The following is a 14,355-nucleotide window of genomic DNA, read 5'->3' on the forward strand; positions in this document are numbered from 1 at the left end:
GGGATGCCGGCCCTTTCGCGCAAGATCGGACAGAAAGCCTTATTCGGGCTTCATGTCCTTCTTGTCTGCGTTGTCTTCCATCGCGTCAGCCTTGGTATCGGCGCCTTCGCGAACCGCGTCAGCCTTGCCTTCGATGGCGTCGGCCTTGGCTTCGGGAGCACCCGAGGCGCGGGCGGCTTCGGCCTGAGCGTTCAGGGCTTCGGCATCGGCTTCACCCGAAGCGCGAACGGCCTGTGCCGCTGCTTCGTCAGCGTTTTCCTTCTTGCTGTCGCAAGCGGCCAGACTGAGAGCCATTGCTGCAGTCGATGCCATCATCGCGCCTTTGATAAGTGCCTTCATGAGAACGTCCTTTTGGTTCCGTCAGCGCCCCCTGGGCACCAAACATGGATGTTCGGCGCCAGTGTTAAACCGGGGCCGGTGCCATCAAAAACGGAGTTCCCGGAAATTGGTTCCCGGAGAAATCAGCGCGCCAACAAAAAAAGTGCGAGGGCGCCGGCAGCAATCCGGTACCAGGCGAAAGGCGAAAAGCCCGAGCGCGCGACATAGGCCATGAAGGCCTTGATTACCGCCAGTGCGACGATGAACGACACGACAAAGCCGATGCCGATCAGGTCCCAGCCCACCGCGATGTTGCCCGACATCAGCGCCTCGCGGTTGTCGAGCACCTCCAGCGTGGTTGCACCCAGCATGGTTGGGACGGCGAGGAAAAAGCTGAATTCCGCCGCCGTGCGCCGCTCTACGCCCATGGCGAGCGCGCCCATGATCGTCGCGCCGGACCGGCTGACCCCGGGGATCATCGACACGCACTGGACCATGCCGATGCCCAGCGCGGTGCGGACTGAAAGCTGCGCCACGCCGCTTGGTCCGCCGGGCTTGGCCGTGCGCTCGATCACGAGGATGGCAATGCCGCCCAGGATTAGCGCCCAGGCAACGATCGACGGGCTGCCGAGCATGGCGTGGATCTGGTCCTTGAGCACGAGGCCGAGCACTGCCGAGGGAATGAAGCCGAGCAGGATATTCCGGACAAAGGCAATCGACATCGGCTCAAGCCGCAGCAGCCCTGCCCCCACAGCCCAGAAGGTACGCCAATAGAGCGCCACGACCGCCATGATCGCGCCAAGCTGGATGATGACGTTGAACACCTTCCAGGTGTCCGCATCATAGCCAAGGATTTCGGTGGCCAGCACAAGGTGCCCGGTCGACGAGACCGGCAGGAATTCGGTGAGGCCTTCTACGATGCCAAGCAGGATGGCGATAATGACGGGATCCATGGCGCGCACAAGGAAACGGGCGCGGCTTTCAAGTCAAGCCGCGCCCGCTCATTTCAACCCAATTTGCCGGGGTATCACCAGATGCGCAGGCGCTTTTCCGGCGGCAGGTACAGCTTGTCGGTCGGCTTCACGCCAAACGCTTTGTACCATTCGTCGATGTTGCGGACGATGCCGTTGACGCGGAACTGGCCGGGCGAATGCGGATCGGTCAGTAGCTGTTGGCGCAGCGTCGCTTCGCGCATCTTCACCTTGAACACCTGGGCATAGGCCATGAAAAACCGCTGGTCGCCGGTCAGACCGCCGATCACCGGAGCCTTCTTGCCGCCAAGCGACAGCTTGTAGGCGCGGTAAGCGAGGCTGACGCCGCCAAGGTCGCCGATATTCTCGCCCAGTGTCAGGCGGCCGTTGATACAGGCCTTGCCGCCGGGATTGGTGGTGTCGATCGGGCAATGGTCATTATACTGCCCGACAAGCGCGTCGGTCAGCTTGACGAAGTTGGCTTTGTCCGCCGGGGTCCACCAGTCACGCAAGTTGCCTGCGCCGTCCGACTTGGAGCCCTGATCGTCAAAGCCGTGGCCCATTTCGTGGCCGATGACCGCGCCGATCGCGCCGTAATTCACCGCATCGTCGGCCTTCAGGTTGAAGAACGGCGGCTGCAGGATGGCGGCGGGGAAGACGATCTCGTTCTTGGTCGAGTTGTAATAGGCATTCACCGTCTGCGGCAGCATGCCCCATTCGGTGCGGTCGACCGGCTTGCCGAGGCGCGAGATATTGTCGTCCTGACCCCAGCGCGATGCCGCAAGCACGTTGGCGATCGGATCAGTCGGGCTGAAGGTCAGACCTTCATAGGTCTTGAACTTCACCGGATAGCCGATCTTGGGGTCGAAAGCGTCAAGCTTGGCCTTGGCCTGAACCCGGGTTTCCGGACCCATCCACTTGAGGTCGGCAAGGTTGAGCGCCATCGCTGCACGCAGGTTGGCGACCAGCTTTTCCATCGCCGCCTTGTTGGCCGCGGGGAAATAGCGTTCGGCGTAGATCTTGCCGACGAGTTCACCGGCCATGCCCTCTACCGCCCCGATGCCGCGCTTCCAGCGGGGGCGTTGTTCAGGCTGGCCGCTCAGCAGCTTGCCGTAGAAGTTGAAGCTGGCTTCGTCGAAGCGCTTGGGCAGGAGCGAGGCAGCGCCGCCGGTCACGCCCTTTGCAAGCCAGGCCTGCCACAGCTCAACCGGCTCGCTGGCGATCATCCGGGCAATCGCCGGGACGCCGCCATTGCTGACATTGGCTGCCTGCGTCGGAGTGAGCTTGGCAACGGCGAGTTCCTCTGCCGTCGGGGGCAGCTGGCCCACGACGACTTCGGTTGCCTTGCCACCAGTCATCTTGGTGACCATAGCCGCGAGCCCCACGCCCGGAGCGAGCGCGTCCAGTTCCTGCAGGCTGAGCTTGTTGTAGGTCAGGTCGCGGTTGCGGCCGACCGTGCGGTCCCACGTCACCTCGGCAATGCGCTTTTCGAGGCCATAGACATCAGCCGCGGTCTTCGCCGGATCGGCATAGCCGAGTTCGGTGTAAAGGAAGGTCAGGTACTGCTTGTAGGCGTCTTGGAACTGCTTGAAGCGCGGATTTTCCTGCAGGTACATATCACGATCAGGCAGGCCGAGGCCGCTTTGGCGGATCGAGAAGACATGGCTGTCGGACTTCTTGGCGTCGACGCCAACGCCCATGCCGAGCGGCGAAGGCACGCCGGGTTCGATGAACAGGTCGGTCAGCGCGCTGACCGTATTGGCCGCCTTGATGCGGTCAAGGTACGGCTTCAGGGGTGCAATGCCGCGCGCTTCGATCGCGTCGGTGTCCATGAACGCCTTGTAGGCCGAGACGACGCGTTCCGCATCGGTGCCCGGTGCCGGGTTGGAGGCGACGAGTTCGTCCATAATCGCCTTCATCCGCGTTTCCGAAAGGTCGCGCAGGACGATGAAGCCGCCGGTGGAGGTGCGGTCGGCCGGGATCTCGGCCGTGTCCAGCCACTTGCCGTTGACGTAGCGGTTGAAATCGTCGCCGGGGCGCACCGAAGTGTCGTTGTACCAGGTCTGGATGCCGGCGAGGCCCCAGCCATCGGTCCGATCTGGAACGGTCGTGGCGATCACAGCCTTCTTTGCAGCCTTTTTGGCGGCGGGTTTCGCAACAGCCTTGGCCGCTGGCTTCGCAGCGGGCGCGGCCTTGGCGGGCATGTGGTGCCCGGCGTGAGGGTCGGGAGCCTTCGCTTGGGCGGCGTTGGCAAAGGCGAGCGCAAACAGGCTCGCGGCGAAGGCGGTGTTCCGGATCATGCAGTCCCCATCGATTGTCGGATGGTTGCAAAGGCAACCAGTCTCCCTTTTCGTAGCAACCGTGCGCGGGGGCGCAATTCTATTCGACGGGCCGCATGGCCTTTTCGTCGAATTGCAGTGCGGCGAGGTGGGCATAGAGGCCGCCCGCCTTGCTCAGTTCGTCATGCGTGCCAACTTCGACGATGCGCCCGGCATCGAGCACGACGATGCGGTCGGCCTTGCGTACGGTCGACAGGCGGTGCGCGATGACCAGCGTGGTGCGGGTTTCCATCAGGCGGTCGAGCGCGTCCTGAACCAGCCGCTCGCTTTCGGCATCGAGTGCCGAAGTGGCTTCGTCGAGCAGCAGGATCGGCGCATCGCGCAGCAGGGCGCGGGCGATGGCCACGCGCTGGCGCTGGCCGCCGGACAGGCGCGCGCCGTTTTCACCCAGGAACGTGTCGAGGCCATCGGGAAGTTCGCGAAGGAAGGATTCGGCATTGGCGGCGCGGGCGGCTTCCCAGACGGCCTCGTCACCAGCGTCCCAGTTGCCATAGCGCAGGTTGTCCCGCGCGGTGGCGGCGAACAGAACGCCGTCCTGCGGCACGAAGGCAATGCGGCGGCGCACGTCGGCGGGGTCGGTCGAAGTCAGCGGCACACCGTCGATGCGTACCGTGCCTGATTGCGGGTCATAGAAGCGTTCGGCGAGCTGGAAGATCGTGCTCTTGCCGGCACCGGAAGGACCGACGATGGCGACGGTTTCGCCCGGTTCGATCTTGAGGCTGAAATCATGCAGGGCGGCGGTTTCCAGCCGGGTGGGATAGCGGAAGGTCACCCGGTCGAAAGCGATCTGCCCGCGCGGCGGCATGGGCAGCGCAGTCGGGCGCGCGGGCGGGGCGATGCCCGGCTTCTCGTTAAGCAGTTCGTTGAGCCGGCTGGCAGCGCCCGCGCCGCGCAGCAGGTCACCATAGACTTCCGACAGAGCGCCGAGCGAGGAAGCAATCAGGCCGCCGGCAAAGACTATGCCGGCAATCGTGCCGCCGCTGATCTGGCCTGTGGCGACGCCGATCGCGCCTTGCCACAGCGCGACGACAATCGCGCCGAAGATCAGGAACATGACCAGTGCAGTCATCATCGCGCGGATGCGAATGCGGCGCTTGGCCGTGGTGAAGGTTTCCTCGACCGCGGACTGGAATCGCTCGGCCTCGCGCTTTTCCTGATTGAAGGCCTGAACCACCTTCATCGCGCCGAGCACTTCGGTGACCATCGCGCCGATATCGGCGACCCGGTCCTGGCTGGTGCGCGAGACGTTCCGCAGGCGGCGCCCGAAGTAGACGATCGGCAGGACGACGACGGGGATCGCCAGCAGCAGTTTGCCGGTCAGCGCCGGGGCCAGGTAGAACATGTAGGCGGTCGACATAATGGCGATCAGCAAGTTGCGCAGCGCCACGGAAACGGTGGTGCCGACCACGACCTCGATCAGCGAGGTGTCGGACGTCATGCGCGAGGAAATCTCGGCCGGGCTGTTTTCCTCGAAGAAGGCGGGCGGCATGCGCAGCAGGTTGGCCTGCACCCGGGTGCGGATATCGGCGACAACCCGCTCACCCAGCCACGACACGAAATAGAAGCGCACGGCGGTGGCGAGGCCAAGCACGACGATCACCATCAGCATCAGCGTGAAAGTGCTGTCGATCTCGGAAATCTGGGTTCCGTTACCGAAGCCCTTGTCGACGATGTCTTTGAGCCGGCTGGGAATGAAGGCGGTGGCCGCAGACGTGGTCAGCAGCGCGAGGAAGGCAAAGATCACCTGGCGCGGATAATTGAGCGCCTGGGCCCAGATCATCTTGAGCGGACCAAGGGTGCGCGCGGGTTTGGGCTCAGCCCTATCCGGCTCGGCCAGAGGGGCCGGCGTTGCGGCTTCGATCTGCGATGGTTCGTCGGCACTGACCATAGGCCCGCGCCCTAGCGCAGGGCGGGGTCTTGCGGAAGCGTATAGATCGCCATTTGCAATGCTTTTTCATTGTGCATTGCAACATCGACGAAAAGGGGCCAACATTGCCGGTAAATCGGAGCGCAAAACCTTGCTGTACAACGCACATGAACTAAACCGCGCGTGGATGACCGGCGCGAGCGCCTGGGCATCGATCGGGGCGGAAATCCTCAACAATCCAAAGCTGCCGATGGGCTATTTCGGCATAGGGTCGGTGATCGCATCGGCGCTGGACGTGTTTGCACATGCCTCTGCGCCGCGCGGCAAGCCTTCCTTCGATCTTGAAACGGTGACGGTTGAGGGCACCTCCTATCCGGTGACCGAGGCGATCGTGCTGCACCGCCCCTTCGGCAACCTGCTGCGCTTCACGCACACCGGCCTGCCAGCAGACGCGCCGAAACTGCTGATCGTCGCGCCGATGAGCGGGCACTTTGCTACGTTGCTGCGCGGCACCGTCCACCGGATGCTTGAACGTGCCGAGGTGTTCATCACCGACTGGGCCGATGCCAAGATGGTGCCGCTGGAAGCAGGCTCGTTCTCGCTCGATGACTATATCGACGAGCTAATCGGCTTCCTAGAGCATATCGGGGCCCAGGGTGATGGACGGGGCGCGCACATGATGGCGGTGTGCCAGCCCTCGGTCCCAGCGCTCGCCGCGACTGCGCTGATGGCCGAGGACAAGAACCCCTGCCGCCCGCTGACCTTGACCATGATGGGCGGGCCGATCGACACGCGCGAGGCACCGACCAGCGTCAACGACGTTGGCACGCAGCGGCCGCTGAGCTGGTTCGAAAATACAGTGATCGCCACGGTCCCGGCGATCTATCCGGGCGGTGGCCGCAGGGTCTATCCGGGTTTCCTGCAGCTCGCCGGTTTCATGGCGATGAACATGGGCTCGCACATGATGAGCCACTATCACATGTTCAAGCACATGGTGGCAGGCGATGGCGAAAGCGCCGATGCCTCCAAGGCATTCTACGAGGAATACCGCAGCGTTTGCGATCTTCCGGCCGAATATTACCTCCAGACCATCGAGCACGTGTTCCAGAAGCACTCGCTGCCCAAGGGTGAGTTCCGCCATGGCAAACGTCTGATCAACTTGGGCGCGATCACCGACACCGCGCTGCTCGCCATTGAGGGTGAGAATGACGACATCTCCGGCATTGGCCAGACGCGCGCTGCGCTGAAGGTCACTCCGGGTCTTGCGGAAAGCCGCAAGCACTACCTGCTCGCGGAAGACGTCGGCCATTACGGCATCTTTAACGGTAGTAAGTGGCGGAACCGGATTGCCCCGGTGGTCGAGGACTGGATGGCCAAGCATTCGGCGCGGGCTGACCTCAAGATCGTCGCCTGATCAGCCGGGTTCGGTTCGCCCGAACAGCTTCTTCAGCACCGCGCGGGCGGCGAGCAGCAGGCCGATAGCTGCGGCCAGGATGAATAGTGCCACGCCAGCGGCGATTTGCGGGTAGGCATAGACGCCCCACAGAAGCCCGGCGCTCGCCACGTCTTCCGTGGTCGACAAGGCGATATTGGTGAACGGTTCAGGGCTGGTATTGACCGCCGCGCGGGTTCCCGCCTTGGCGCCGTGAGTCAGCAGCGATGCCCCCCCGCCAAGGATGAAGGCAATCACCTGCGTCGTGGGGTCGGAAGGATCGGCCAGCGCCAGCGCCAGCACCGCGCCGCCAATGGGCCGGATCGCGGTGTGGATCATGTCCCACGCCGAATCGATCCACGGCACCTTGTCCGCCATGAATTCGACCGAGGCGGCGAAGCCCGACAGGCCGATGACCATCGGATTGGCAAGCGCCTGCAGTGCCTGCAAATGCTCGGGCAGCGGCCACGCCCCAAAGCGCATAGCAAGCCCGGTGGCGAAAATGCACAGGTAAAGCCGCCAGCCAGACAGAAGGCTGACGCTGCCGGCGATGCCCAGGATTTCGACTATGCCCATGTCGGCAGGATGCGCCGAGGCATCCTGCCATGCAAGGACGGACGATCAGAGAACCTCGAATAGCCCCGCCGCACCCATGCCGCCGCCGACGCACATGGTGACGACGACATGCTTGGCACTGCGCCGCTTGCCCTCGATCAGCGCGTGCATCGCGGCGCGCGCGCCGGTCATGCCGTAAGGGTGCCCGATCGAGATGGCGCCGCCGTTGACGTTCATCAGCTCGTTCGGGATGCCCAGCTTGTCACGGCAATAGAGCACCTGCACGGCGAAAGCCTCGTTCAGCTCCCACAGGCCGATATCGTCCATTTTGAGGTCGAAGCGGCTGAGCAGCTTGGGGATCGCAAACACGGGCCCGATGCCCATTTCGTCAGGTTCGGTGCCGGCGACGGCCATGCCGACAAAGCGGCCGAGCGGGGCGAGACCCTTCTTCGCCGCCGTTGCCGCTTCCATGATGATGACTGCTGCCGAACCGTCGGACAGCTGGCTGGCATTGCCCGCCGTGATCGAACCGCCCGGGATCACCGGCTGGAGCGATTGCAGGCCTTCCAGCGTTGTTTCAGGCCGATTGCCCTCGTCCTTCGTCAGCGTGACTTCCTTGGTCGAGGTTTCGCCGGTCGCCTTGTCCGTCACCGACATGGTGGTGGTGACCGGAACGATCTCCGCATCGAACGCGCCCGAAGCCTGCCCGGCGGCGGTGCGCTGCTGCGACTGGAAGGCATATTCGTCCATCGCATCGCGGCTGATGCCATAACGCTTGGCGACGACTTCGGCGGTCTGCAGCATCGGCATATAGGTCGCCGGATGCATGGCGATTAGTGCAGGATCGAAGCCAATGCGCATGTCCTTTGTCTGGACCATCGAGATCGAATCCTGACCGCCGGCGGCGACCACGTCCATCTTGTCCATCACCACCTGCCGGCTGGCGGCGGCAATCGCCATCAGGCCCGAGGAGCACTGGCGGTCAATCGTTTGGGCCGAGGAGGAGACGGGAAGTCCGGCACGCAGCGCGACGAGACGACCGATATTGCCGGCCTGTCCGCCCTGGGTGAGCACGCAGCCCCAGGCGACATCGTCGATTTCACCCGGATCGATCCCGGCACGTTCAACCGCAGCGGCGAGCGAGAAAGCGCCCAGGCTCGGTGGCTGCGTGGCGTTGAAAGCACCGCGATAGGCGCGGCCCATGCCCGTGCGGGCAGCGGAAACGATAAGAGCGTCACGCATGGTCTGTTCCTTATCCTATCTCTTAACCGAAGTGCTGGAAGATCCATTCGGCGATCAGCGCCGGCTTGGTCTCGCCTTCGATCTCAACTGTCGCCTCGACCTTCTGTTGCCACTGTCCGGGGCGCTTTTCTTCCATTTCGAGCAGCCTGAAATGCCCGCGAACCCTGGCTCCGGATTTGACGAAGCTGAGGAAGCGGACCTTGTCAAAGCCATAGTTGATCGACATCGCGACCTGCGGCTTTTCGACCGCCGTCTCCAGCATCTTCGACAGCAGCGACAGGGTCAGGAAGCCGTGCGCCACGGTCGAACCAAGTGGGGTCGCCTTGGCCATTTCGGGGTTCACGTGGATGAATTGGTGGTCCTCGGTCACATCGGCAAATGCATCGATGCGTGACTGGTCAACGGTCATCCACTCGGAGGTGCCGAGCGTTTCGCCGATCTTCCCCGCAAGGTCCTGAAGCTTCATCTGGGTGCCTTTCACATGGCCGGAAAGCGCATGTGATGGACCATGAAAAGCGGTAGCGCAACGCGCCTCAATTTGCCGCTACGGCACCGGGAATGTTGAGCTTGGGGCGCGCGCGAATCACTCGCGCATCGGGCGAATCGATTCGCCGCAGGTAGGACCACAGTCCGCATTGCACACCGATCAGCATCAGCGCGAAGGCCTGAAAGGCGATGCCGACGAACAGCGAGCCAAGCAGATAGATCAGCTGAGCCTGTTGCAGGGCATTGGCCAAGGGCGCCTGCCATTGCACATCGGCCTCGGCGCCCGGCGCGGCGGCCTTCTTGCGCCAGCGGGAGCGCAGACGCTCCATTTGCCACAGGCCCATCGCCTGGATCCACAGCCACAGGAACAGCCCCGGCCAGCCCTGTTCGCCCAGCATCTCGAAATAGCTGGAATGATAGGCGCGGGCGGCATCCTCTACCTGCTGGATCTCGACACCCGTATTGTTGCCCTGGCCGGTGGCAGCGCGGGTTTCGATGCGCAAGCGGTTGGAGCGGAAGGCGTCGAAGCCGCCGCCCAGCGGATGGTCCTTCACATAGTCGAGCGTCCACATCCACACGGCGACGCGGGTGGAGGCCGATTCGTCGGACTGGTGGTTCTCGATCGTGTCCATGCGTTTGGTATAGCTTTCGGGCAGGAACGGGATGGCCACCAGCGCCAGCGCGCCCATCGCCGCCATGAAGAGGAAGCGGTGTTTGACCGATCGCAGCGACAGCAGGAACAGCAGCGCGATGCACAACAGCCCGGTCCGCGCCTGGGTGCCGATGGGGATCAGCATGCATGCAAAGATCAGGGCGACGGCGAACAGCGTGGTCAGCTTGCCGCGCGGGAAGATCGTGGTGTGCTTCGCCGCCCACCACACCAGCGGGATCGCGGCGATGGCCATGCAAGAGATGATCGAGCCTTCGTAGATCCCGGTATTGTCATTCACAAACAGCTTGAGCGTGCCATAGCCGCCGCCCGAGGCCAAAGTCTTGATGGCCCCGCCGATGACGATCGCGCCGATGCTCAGCGCCATGACGAGGATCGCCGATTCAAACCGCAGCCGGGTCCGCAGGGTCAGTGGCAGGAATATGCTGAAGACCATCGCCTTCCACACCCACGCCCACTTGGCCGCCGCCTCCACTGGAAAATCGGCGGACATCGTGGTCAGGCCGCAATAGATCAGCAGCACCACCAGCAGCGCCTGTCGTAGCGTGAAGCGGCTGTCGCGCTTGTCATCGACGAGCAGCCAGCCGCCGAAAGCCAGCACGAAGACGATTAGCGAGATTGGCAGCGAGGCGAGCAGGAACCACGAGATTTTCTGCGGCGCGAGGATATCGACATAGAGATAGGCCAGCACCCAGATGAACGGGCGGCGCAGGCCAAGCGCGATCAGGCCGAACACGAAAGCAGTGAGGCCAAGATCAGTCACCGGCGGAATCGCCTTTGTCAGGATCCGAATCAAGGTCGACGCGCGCAAGCAGGCGCAGTGCGGCATAGGCCAGCAGGGCGTGCGTCAGTCCGAGCGCGAAAATGTCCACCATGGTGCGCGCAGCCATAGCGCGGGCGGGTTGACGCGGCGTTAAGCCTTGTCTGGCAGAGATTTGCGCCATGACACGCGTTCTTCATGTTCTCGATCACTCGCTGCCGCTGCACAGCGGCTACACCTTTCGCACGCGCGCGATCCTAAAGAGCCAGCAGGCCATGGGGATCAAGGTGCGCGGCATCACCGGTCTGCGCCACATGGCCGAGGGGCCGGACGCGGAAGAGGCGGACGGCATCCTGTTCCACCGCACGCGCGGGGTCGCAGGCGGTCCGGCAGGCCTGCGCGAATGGCGCGAGATCGGCTTGCTGGCCGATGCCATCGTCAAACTTTGTGGTGAATGGCGGCCCGATGTGATTCACGCCCATTCGCCCGCGCTCTGCGGAGCGGCAGCTCTGCGTGCCTCGCGCAAGCTGGGCATCCCGCTGGTCTACGAAATCCGCGCCTTCTGGGAAGATGCCGCCGTAGGCAATGGCACCGGCAGCGAAGGCTCACTGAAATACCGGCTGACCCGCAAACTGGAGGATCATGTCATCGCCGGCGCGAATCACGTGGTGACGATCTGTCAGGGGCTCAAGGACGATCTGGTGACGCGCGGCATCGATCCGGCGCGGATCACCATTTCGCCCAACGGCGTCGACCTCGCCCTGTTCGGCGAACCGACTGCCCCCGAGCCGGAACTGCGCGACACTCTGGGACTGGGCAGCGGGCCAGTGATCGGCTTCATCGGCAGCTTCTATGATTACGAAGGCCTCGACGACCTGATCGATGCCATGCCGCTGCTGGTGGCGGAACATCCCGCTGCCCGCCTGCTGCTGGTCGGCGGAGGCCCGCGCGAGGGGCAGCTGAGGGCCCAGGCCGAAGCATCGAGCGCCGCATCGGCCATCCGCTTTGTCGGTCGCGTACCGCATCACGAGGTGGAACGCTATTACTCGCTGTGCGACATTATGGCCTATCCGCGCAAAGCCAGCCGCCTAACCGATCTCGTCACGCCCTTGAAGCCGCTGGAAGCCATGGCGCAGGACAAGCTGGTCGCGGCCTCGTCCGTTGGCGGTCACCGCGAACTGGTGGAGGACGGACGCACCGGCATCCTGTTTGCTCCCGACAATCCCGAGGCCTGCGCCGCAGCGCTGGCGCGGCTGGCCAAGGCGCCCGAAACCTGGCCGGCGATTCACGCAAATGGCCGCGAGCACGTTCGCGCCAGTCATGACTGGGCGAAAAACGTTCATCGTTATCTTCGTGTTTACCAAACACTGGTAGCCATCCCAATGGTTGAAGAGACCATTGCCGCTTGATCTGGCGGTTGGTCCAAAGGATTAGGGGTTCTGACCTTGGTTGCGAAGCCACTGAAAACTAAGAGCAAATTGCCGGTCAGTCGTCATCCGCTGTTCGCGCCGATGGTCGCCTTGTGGTTTGCCGCCCTGTTCGGGCTCGGCAGCCTGGCGATTCGCCCGACCTTGCTTGAATCGGCGATTCTGGCCTTGCGGATCGATCTCGTCATTCCGGCAGCCGCCCCGCCGCTTGGCTTCACCTTCCGCATTCTGCTGGCCCTGTCGCTATTCGTCATTGGCGGCGCAATCGGTTTCCTTCTGGCCCGCCGTCTTGCTCGCCCTGTCGGTCAGCAGAGCGCCGGAACCCGTTTCTCGAAGGTCAAGGTCGCGGCCCAGACTGTCTCCCCCGCCGATGTCGACGCCTATGAAGAGGGCGACGATTTCGCCCGCCTCGCTTCGGCCCGCCGGATCGAGGACGCCGCCGCCAACGTCAATGTCATTCCGGGCCGCCGCCGCGCGCTGGCCATGGAGGAAGACTTCACGAACGAGGTCCACGATCTCGCGCCGGTCCCCGGGCACAAGCCGCAAATCCTCGACCTTGCCGATCTCGGCGCTTTCGACGAAGCCGAGCTGCCTGAGCCGGCCGAAGACGTAGAAACGCGGGTCGCTGCCGCAAAGGACGAGGAGCCGCAGTTTGATCCGTGGCGCCGCCATCCCAATGCTTCGCCCGCCGTGCAGGTGTTCGTCGCGGACGAAACCGAAGCCGAGGCCGACGCACCGGCCCAGTTCGCCGCGCCCTTTGCCGCGCCGCTTCATGCCAGCGCCGACTTCTCCCGTCCGCAGGCTGCCGACCACGACGAAGCGCCACGTGCCTTTGATGCGCCCGCTTTCGCCCCGCCTGCTGACTTTGCGCCGCCCGCCGATTTCTCCGCACCCAGCTTTTCCGAACCCGCCAGCTTCGCGCCGCCACCCTATAGCCCCTTCGCCGCGCCTGCTGCGTTCGATGCGCATGATAGTGGCGAAGTCGTCGCCGATCTGCATGATGCAGCCAATGATGGCGCCGGCCCCGTGACGGAAGTCGAAGCGCTGGCTGAGCCGGAAGCAGACATTGCCCCCGAGCCTGCCGCCGCCTTCACCCCGGCACCGCTCGATTTCCTCACCCCGTCGGAGCCTGCCCCGACGCAGCCTATTACGTCACAGCCCGCGCCTTCGCTGCCGGTCTTCGGCGCAGCGACCGGCGATGCCGCCGAACGCCTTGTGGCCATGCCGCTGACCTCGCTCGGCGTCGTCCAGCTTGCCGAGCGTCTGGCCCTGGCGATTGCCCGCAAGCGTGAGGCTGCCTCTGCTGAAGACGCATCGCCTGTCGCACTGCCCGGATTGCCGGCCAGCCTGTCTGCGCCGCAGCCGCCGATCCCGGTCGCCTTTCCGCTCCCGCCCAGCCTGACGCCGCCGCCGGCGATGAATTTTGCGGCGCCAGAGCCAGTTGAACCTGTCTCCGAAGTCGAGCCTGTGTCGGAAGCCGAGCCTGAATTCGAAGCCGAAGCTGACGTCGAAACCAAAGATGCGTTCGAAGTCCCAGCTGAACCTGCCGCCGCCGTCACACAGCTGTTTGGTCAGTCCTCGGCTCTGCCCGCCGCGCTGCGCCCGTTCAACTTCGACGACAATGCCGATGACGAGCCGCTGCCATCAATCCTGCCACCGCGCGGATTTCCGAAGCTGCCCGAACAGGCCGCCGCAGCGCAGCCCGCGGCGCTCGCCGAGCCGGTTGAAGACGGCGCCCCCGAAGCATCCGGGGAGGAGGAAACCTACGCCTCGCTGCTCGAAATGAAGACCCCGCCGCGCGCCTTCGTGCGGATCGAGGAGCCGCAGGAAGAAAGCGCTTCGGTCGAACCGGTGGTGATTTTCCCCGGACAGGACAACCGCCACGCTTTTGCCAATAGCGGAACGTCCTTCACCTCGGTTCCGAGCAATGAAGCAGGCCGCCTGTTCGACGGTCCGCCCGCGCCCAACGCGCCGTTGCGCATGCCGCCCGCCGTGACGCGCAGCATCGATGCCGAGGAAACCGAGCGCCAGCTCAAGGCTGCTCTCGCCACCCTGCAGCGGATGAGCGGGGCGGCCTGATCCGGGCCATCCGATTCGCTCTTTCGGGCGAATTCGCGGGCGCTTGGAGATAGCGCTCGCTTCGCATTAGCGATCAGAATACCCTTATGGCGGTTTCGTTTTTCGCCAAACCGATCCTGCCTGCCACTTCGCAGTTGCAAAAACACGATCCTGTCGCCATTGCGACCATTCGCGCAACTTCGCTGCATTTCGTGGCGGGGTGAGTCGCG

Annotated in this window: 12 protein-coding genes; 3 read left to right on the forward strand and 9 right to left on the reverse strand. The window is 64.0% G+C overall.

The genetic code is table 11. The features are described from left to right. Positions 1-39 precede the first annotated feature (39 nt). The 4 genes from WG900_RS12555 to WG900_RS12570 all read right to left on the reverse strand — a co-directional run bounded on the left by WG900_RS12555 (position 40) and on the right by WG900_RS12570 (position 5,516). The gene (locus tag WG900_RS12555) at positions 40-339 is read right to left on the reverse strand and encodes a hypothetical protein (RefSeq protein WP_339967538.1); all 300 of its coding nucleotides are present in this window, start codon (positions 337-339) and stop codon (positions 40-42) included. A gap of 122 nt (positions 340-461) precedes the next feature. Beyond that, on the reverse strand, positions 462-1,271 hold the full coding sequence (locus tag WG900_RS12560; protein ID WP_339967540.1) for an undecaprenyl-diphosphate phosphatase: 810 nt from the start codon (positions 1,269-1,271) through the stop codon (positions 462-464). 74 nt (positions 1,272-1,345) lie between these two features. Beyond that, positions 1,346-3,589 carry a M13 family metallopeptidase gene (locus tag WG900_RS12565; RefSeq protein ID WP_339967541.1) on the reverse strand — a complete coding sequence of 748 codons (2,244 nt, stop codon included), beginning with the start codon at positions 3,587-3,589 and terminating at the stop codon, positions 1,346-1,348. A 79-nt stretch (positions 3,590-3,668) separates the two neighbouring features. After that, positions 3,669-5,516 (reverse strand): ABC transporter transmembrane domain-containing protein, encoded by a 1,848-nt coding sequence (locus WG900_RS12570; RefSeq protein WP_417597794.1) that lies wholly within the window; start codon positions 5,514-5,516, stop codon positions 3,669-3,671. Between the two features lie 130 nt (positions 5,517-5,646). Here WG900_RS12570 and WG900_RS12575 point away from each other — a divergent pair, with 130 nt between their 5' ends. Continuing rightward, the gene (locus WG900_RS12575; RefSeq protein WP_339967543.1) at positions 5,647-6,909 is read left to right on the forward strand and encodes a polyhydroxyalkanoate depolymerase; all 1,263 of its coding nucleotides are present in this window, start codon (positions 5,647-5,649) and stop codon (positions 6,907-6,909) included. Here the strand turns inward: WG900_RS12575 and WG900_RS12580 are convergent, their stop codons facing one another. From WG900_RS12580 to WG900_RS12600, 5 genes are all read right to left on the reverse strand, one after another. Beyond that, complete coding sequence (locus tag WG900_RS12580) at positions 6,910-7,503, reverse strand: DUF4126 domain-containing protein (protein WP_339967545.1); 594 nt, start codon at positions 7,501-7,503, stop codon at positions 6,910-6,912. Positions 7,504-7,548: 45 nt separating this feature from the next. Further along, entirely contained in the window at positions 7,549-8,724 is a 1,176-nt protein-coding gene (locus WG900_RS12585; RefSeq protein ID WP_339967546.1) for an acetyl-CoA C-acyltransferase, read from the reverse strand. Between the two features lie 22 nt (positions 8,725-8,746). Next, positions 8,747-9,190 (reverse strand): MaoC family dehydratase, encoded by a 444-nt coding sequence (locus WG900_RS12590; protein ID WP_339967764.1) that lies wholly within the window; start codon positions 9,188-9,190, stop codon positions 8,747-8,749. A 67-nt stretch (positions 9,191-9,257) separates the two neighbouring features. Next, positions 9,258-10,643: a DUF5935 domain-containing protein gene (locus WG900_RS12595; RefSeq protein ID WP_339967548.1), complete on the reverse strand. Its 1,386-nt coding sequence runs from the start codon at positions 10,641-10,643 to the stop codon at positions 9,258-9,260. Next, positions 10,636-10,770 carry a hypothetical protein gene (locus WG900_RS12600; RefSeq protein ID WP_339967550.1) on the reverse strand — a complete coding sequence of 45 codons (135 nt, stop codon included), beginning with the start codon at positions 10,768-10,770 and terminating at the stop codon, positions 10,636-10,638. The genes WG900_RS12595 and WG900_RS12600 overlap by 8 nt, the downstream gene beginning before the upstream one ends. 52 nt (positions 10,771-10,822) lie before the next feature. Here WG900_RS12600 and WG900_RS12605 point away from each other — a divergent pair, with 52 nt between their 5' ends. Both WG900_RS12605 and WG900_RS12610 read left to right on the forward strand, forming a co-directional pair. Beyond that, the gene (locus WG900_RS12605; RefSeq protein ID WP_339967552.1) at positions 10,823-12,049 is read left to right on the forward strand and encodes a TIGR04063 family PEP-CTERM/XrtA system glycosyltransferase; all 1,227 of its coding nucleotides are present in this window, start codon (positions 10,823-10,825) and stop codon (positions 12,047-12,049) included. Between the two features lie 69 nt (positions 12,050-12,118). After that, positions 12,119-14,146: a hypothetical protein gene (locus WG900_RS12610; protein WP_339967554.1), complete on the forward strand. Its 2,028-nt coding sequence runs from the start codon at positions 12,119-12,121 to the stop codon at positions 14,144-14,146. Positions 14,147-14,355: the final 209 nt, after the last annotated feature.

The organism is Novosphingobium aquae (genome assembly GCF_037572715.1).
Classification (GTDB): Bacteria; Pseudomonadota; Alphaproteobacteria; order Sphingomonadales; family Sphingomonadaceae; genus Novosphingobium; species Novosphingobium aquae.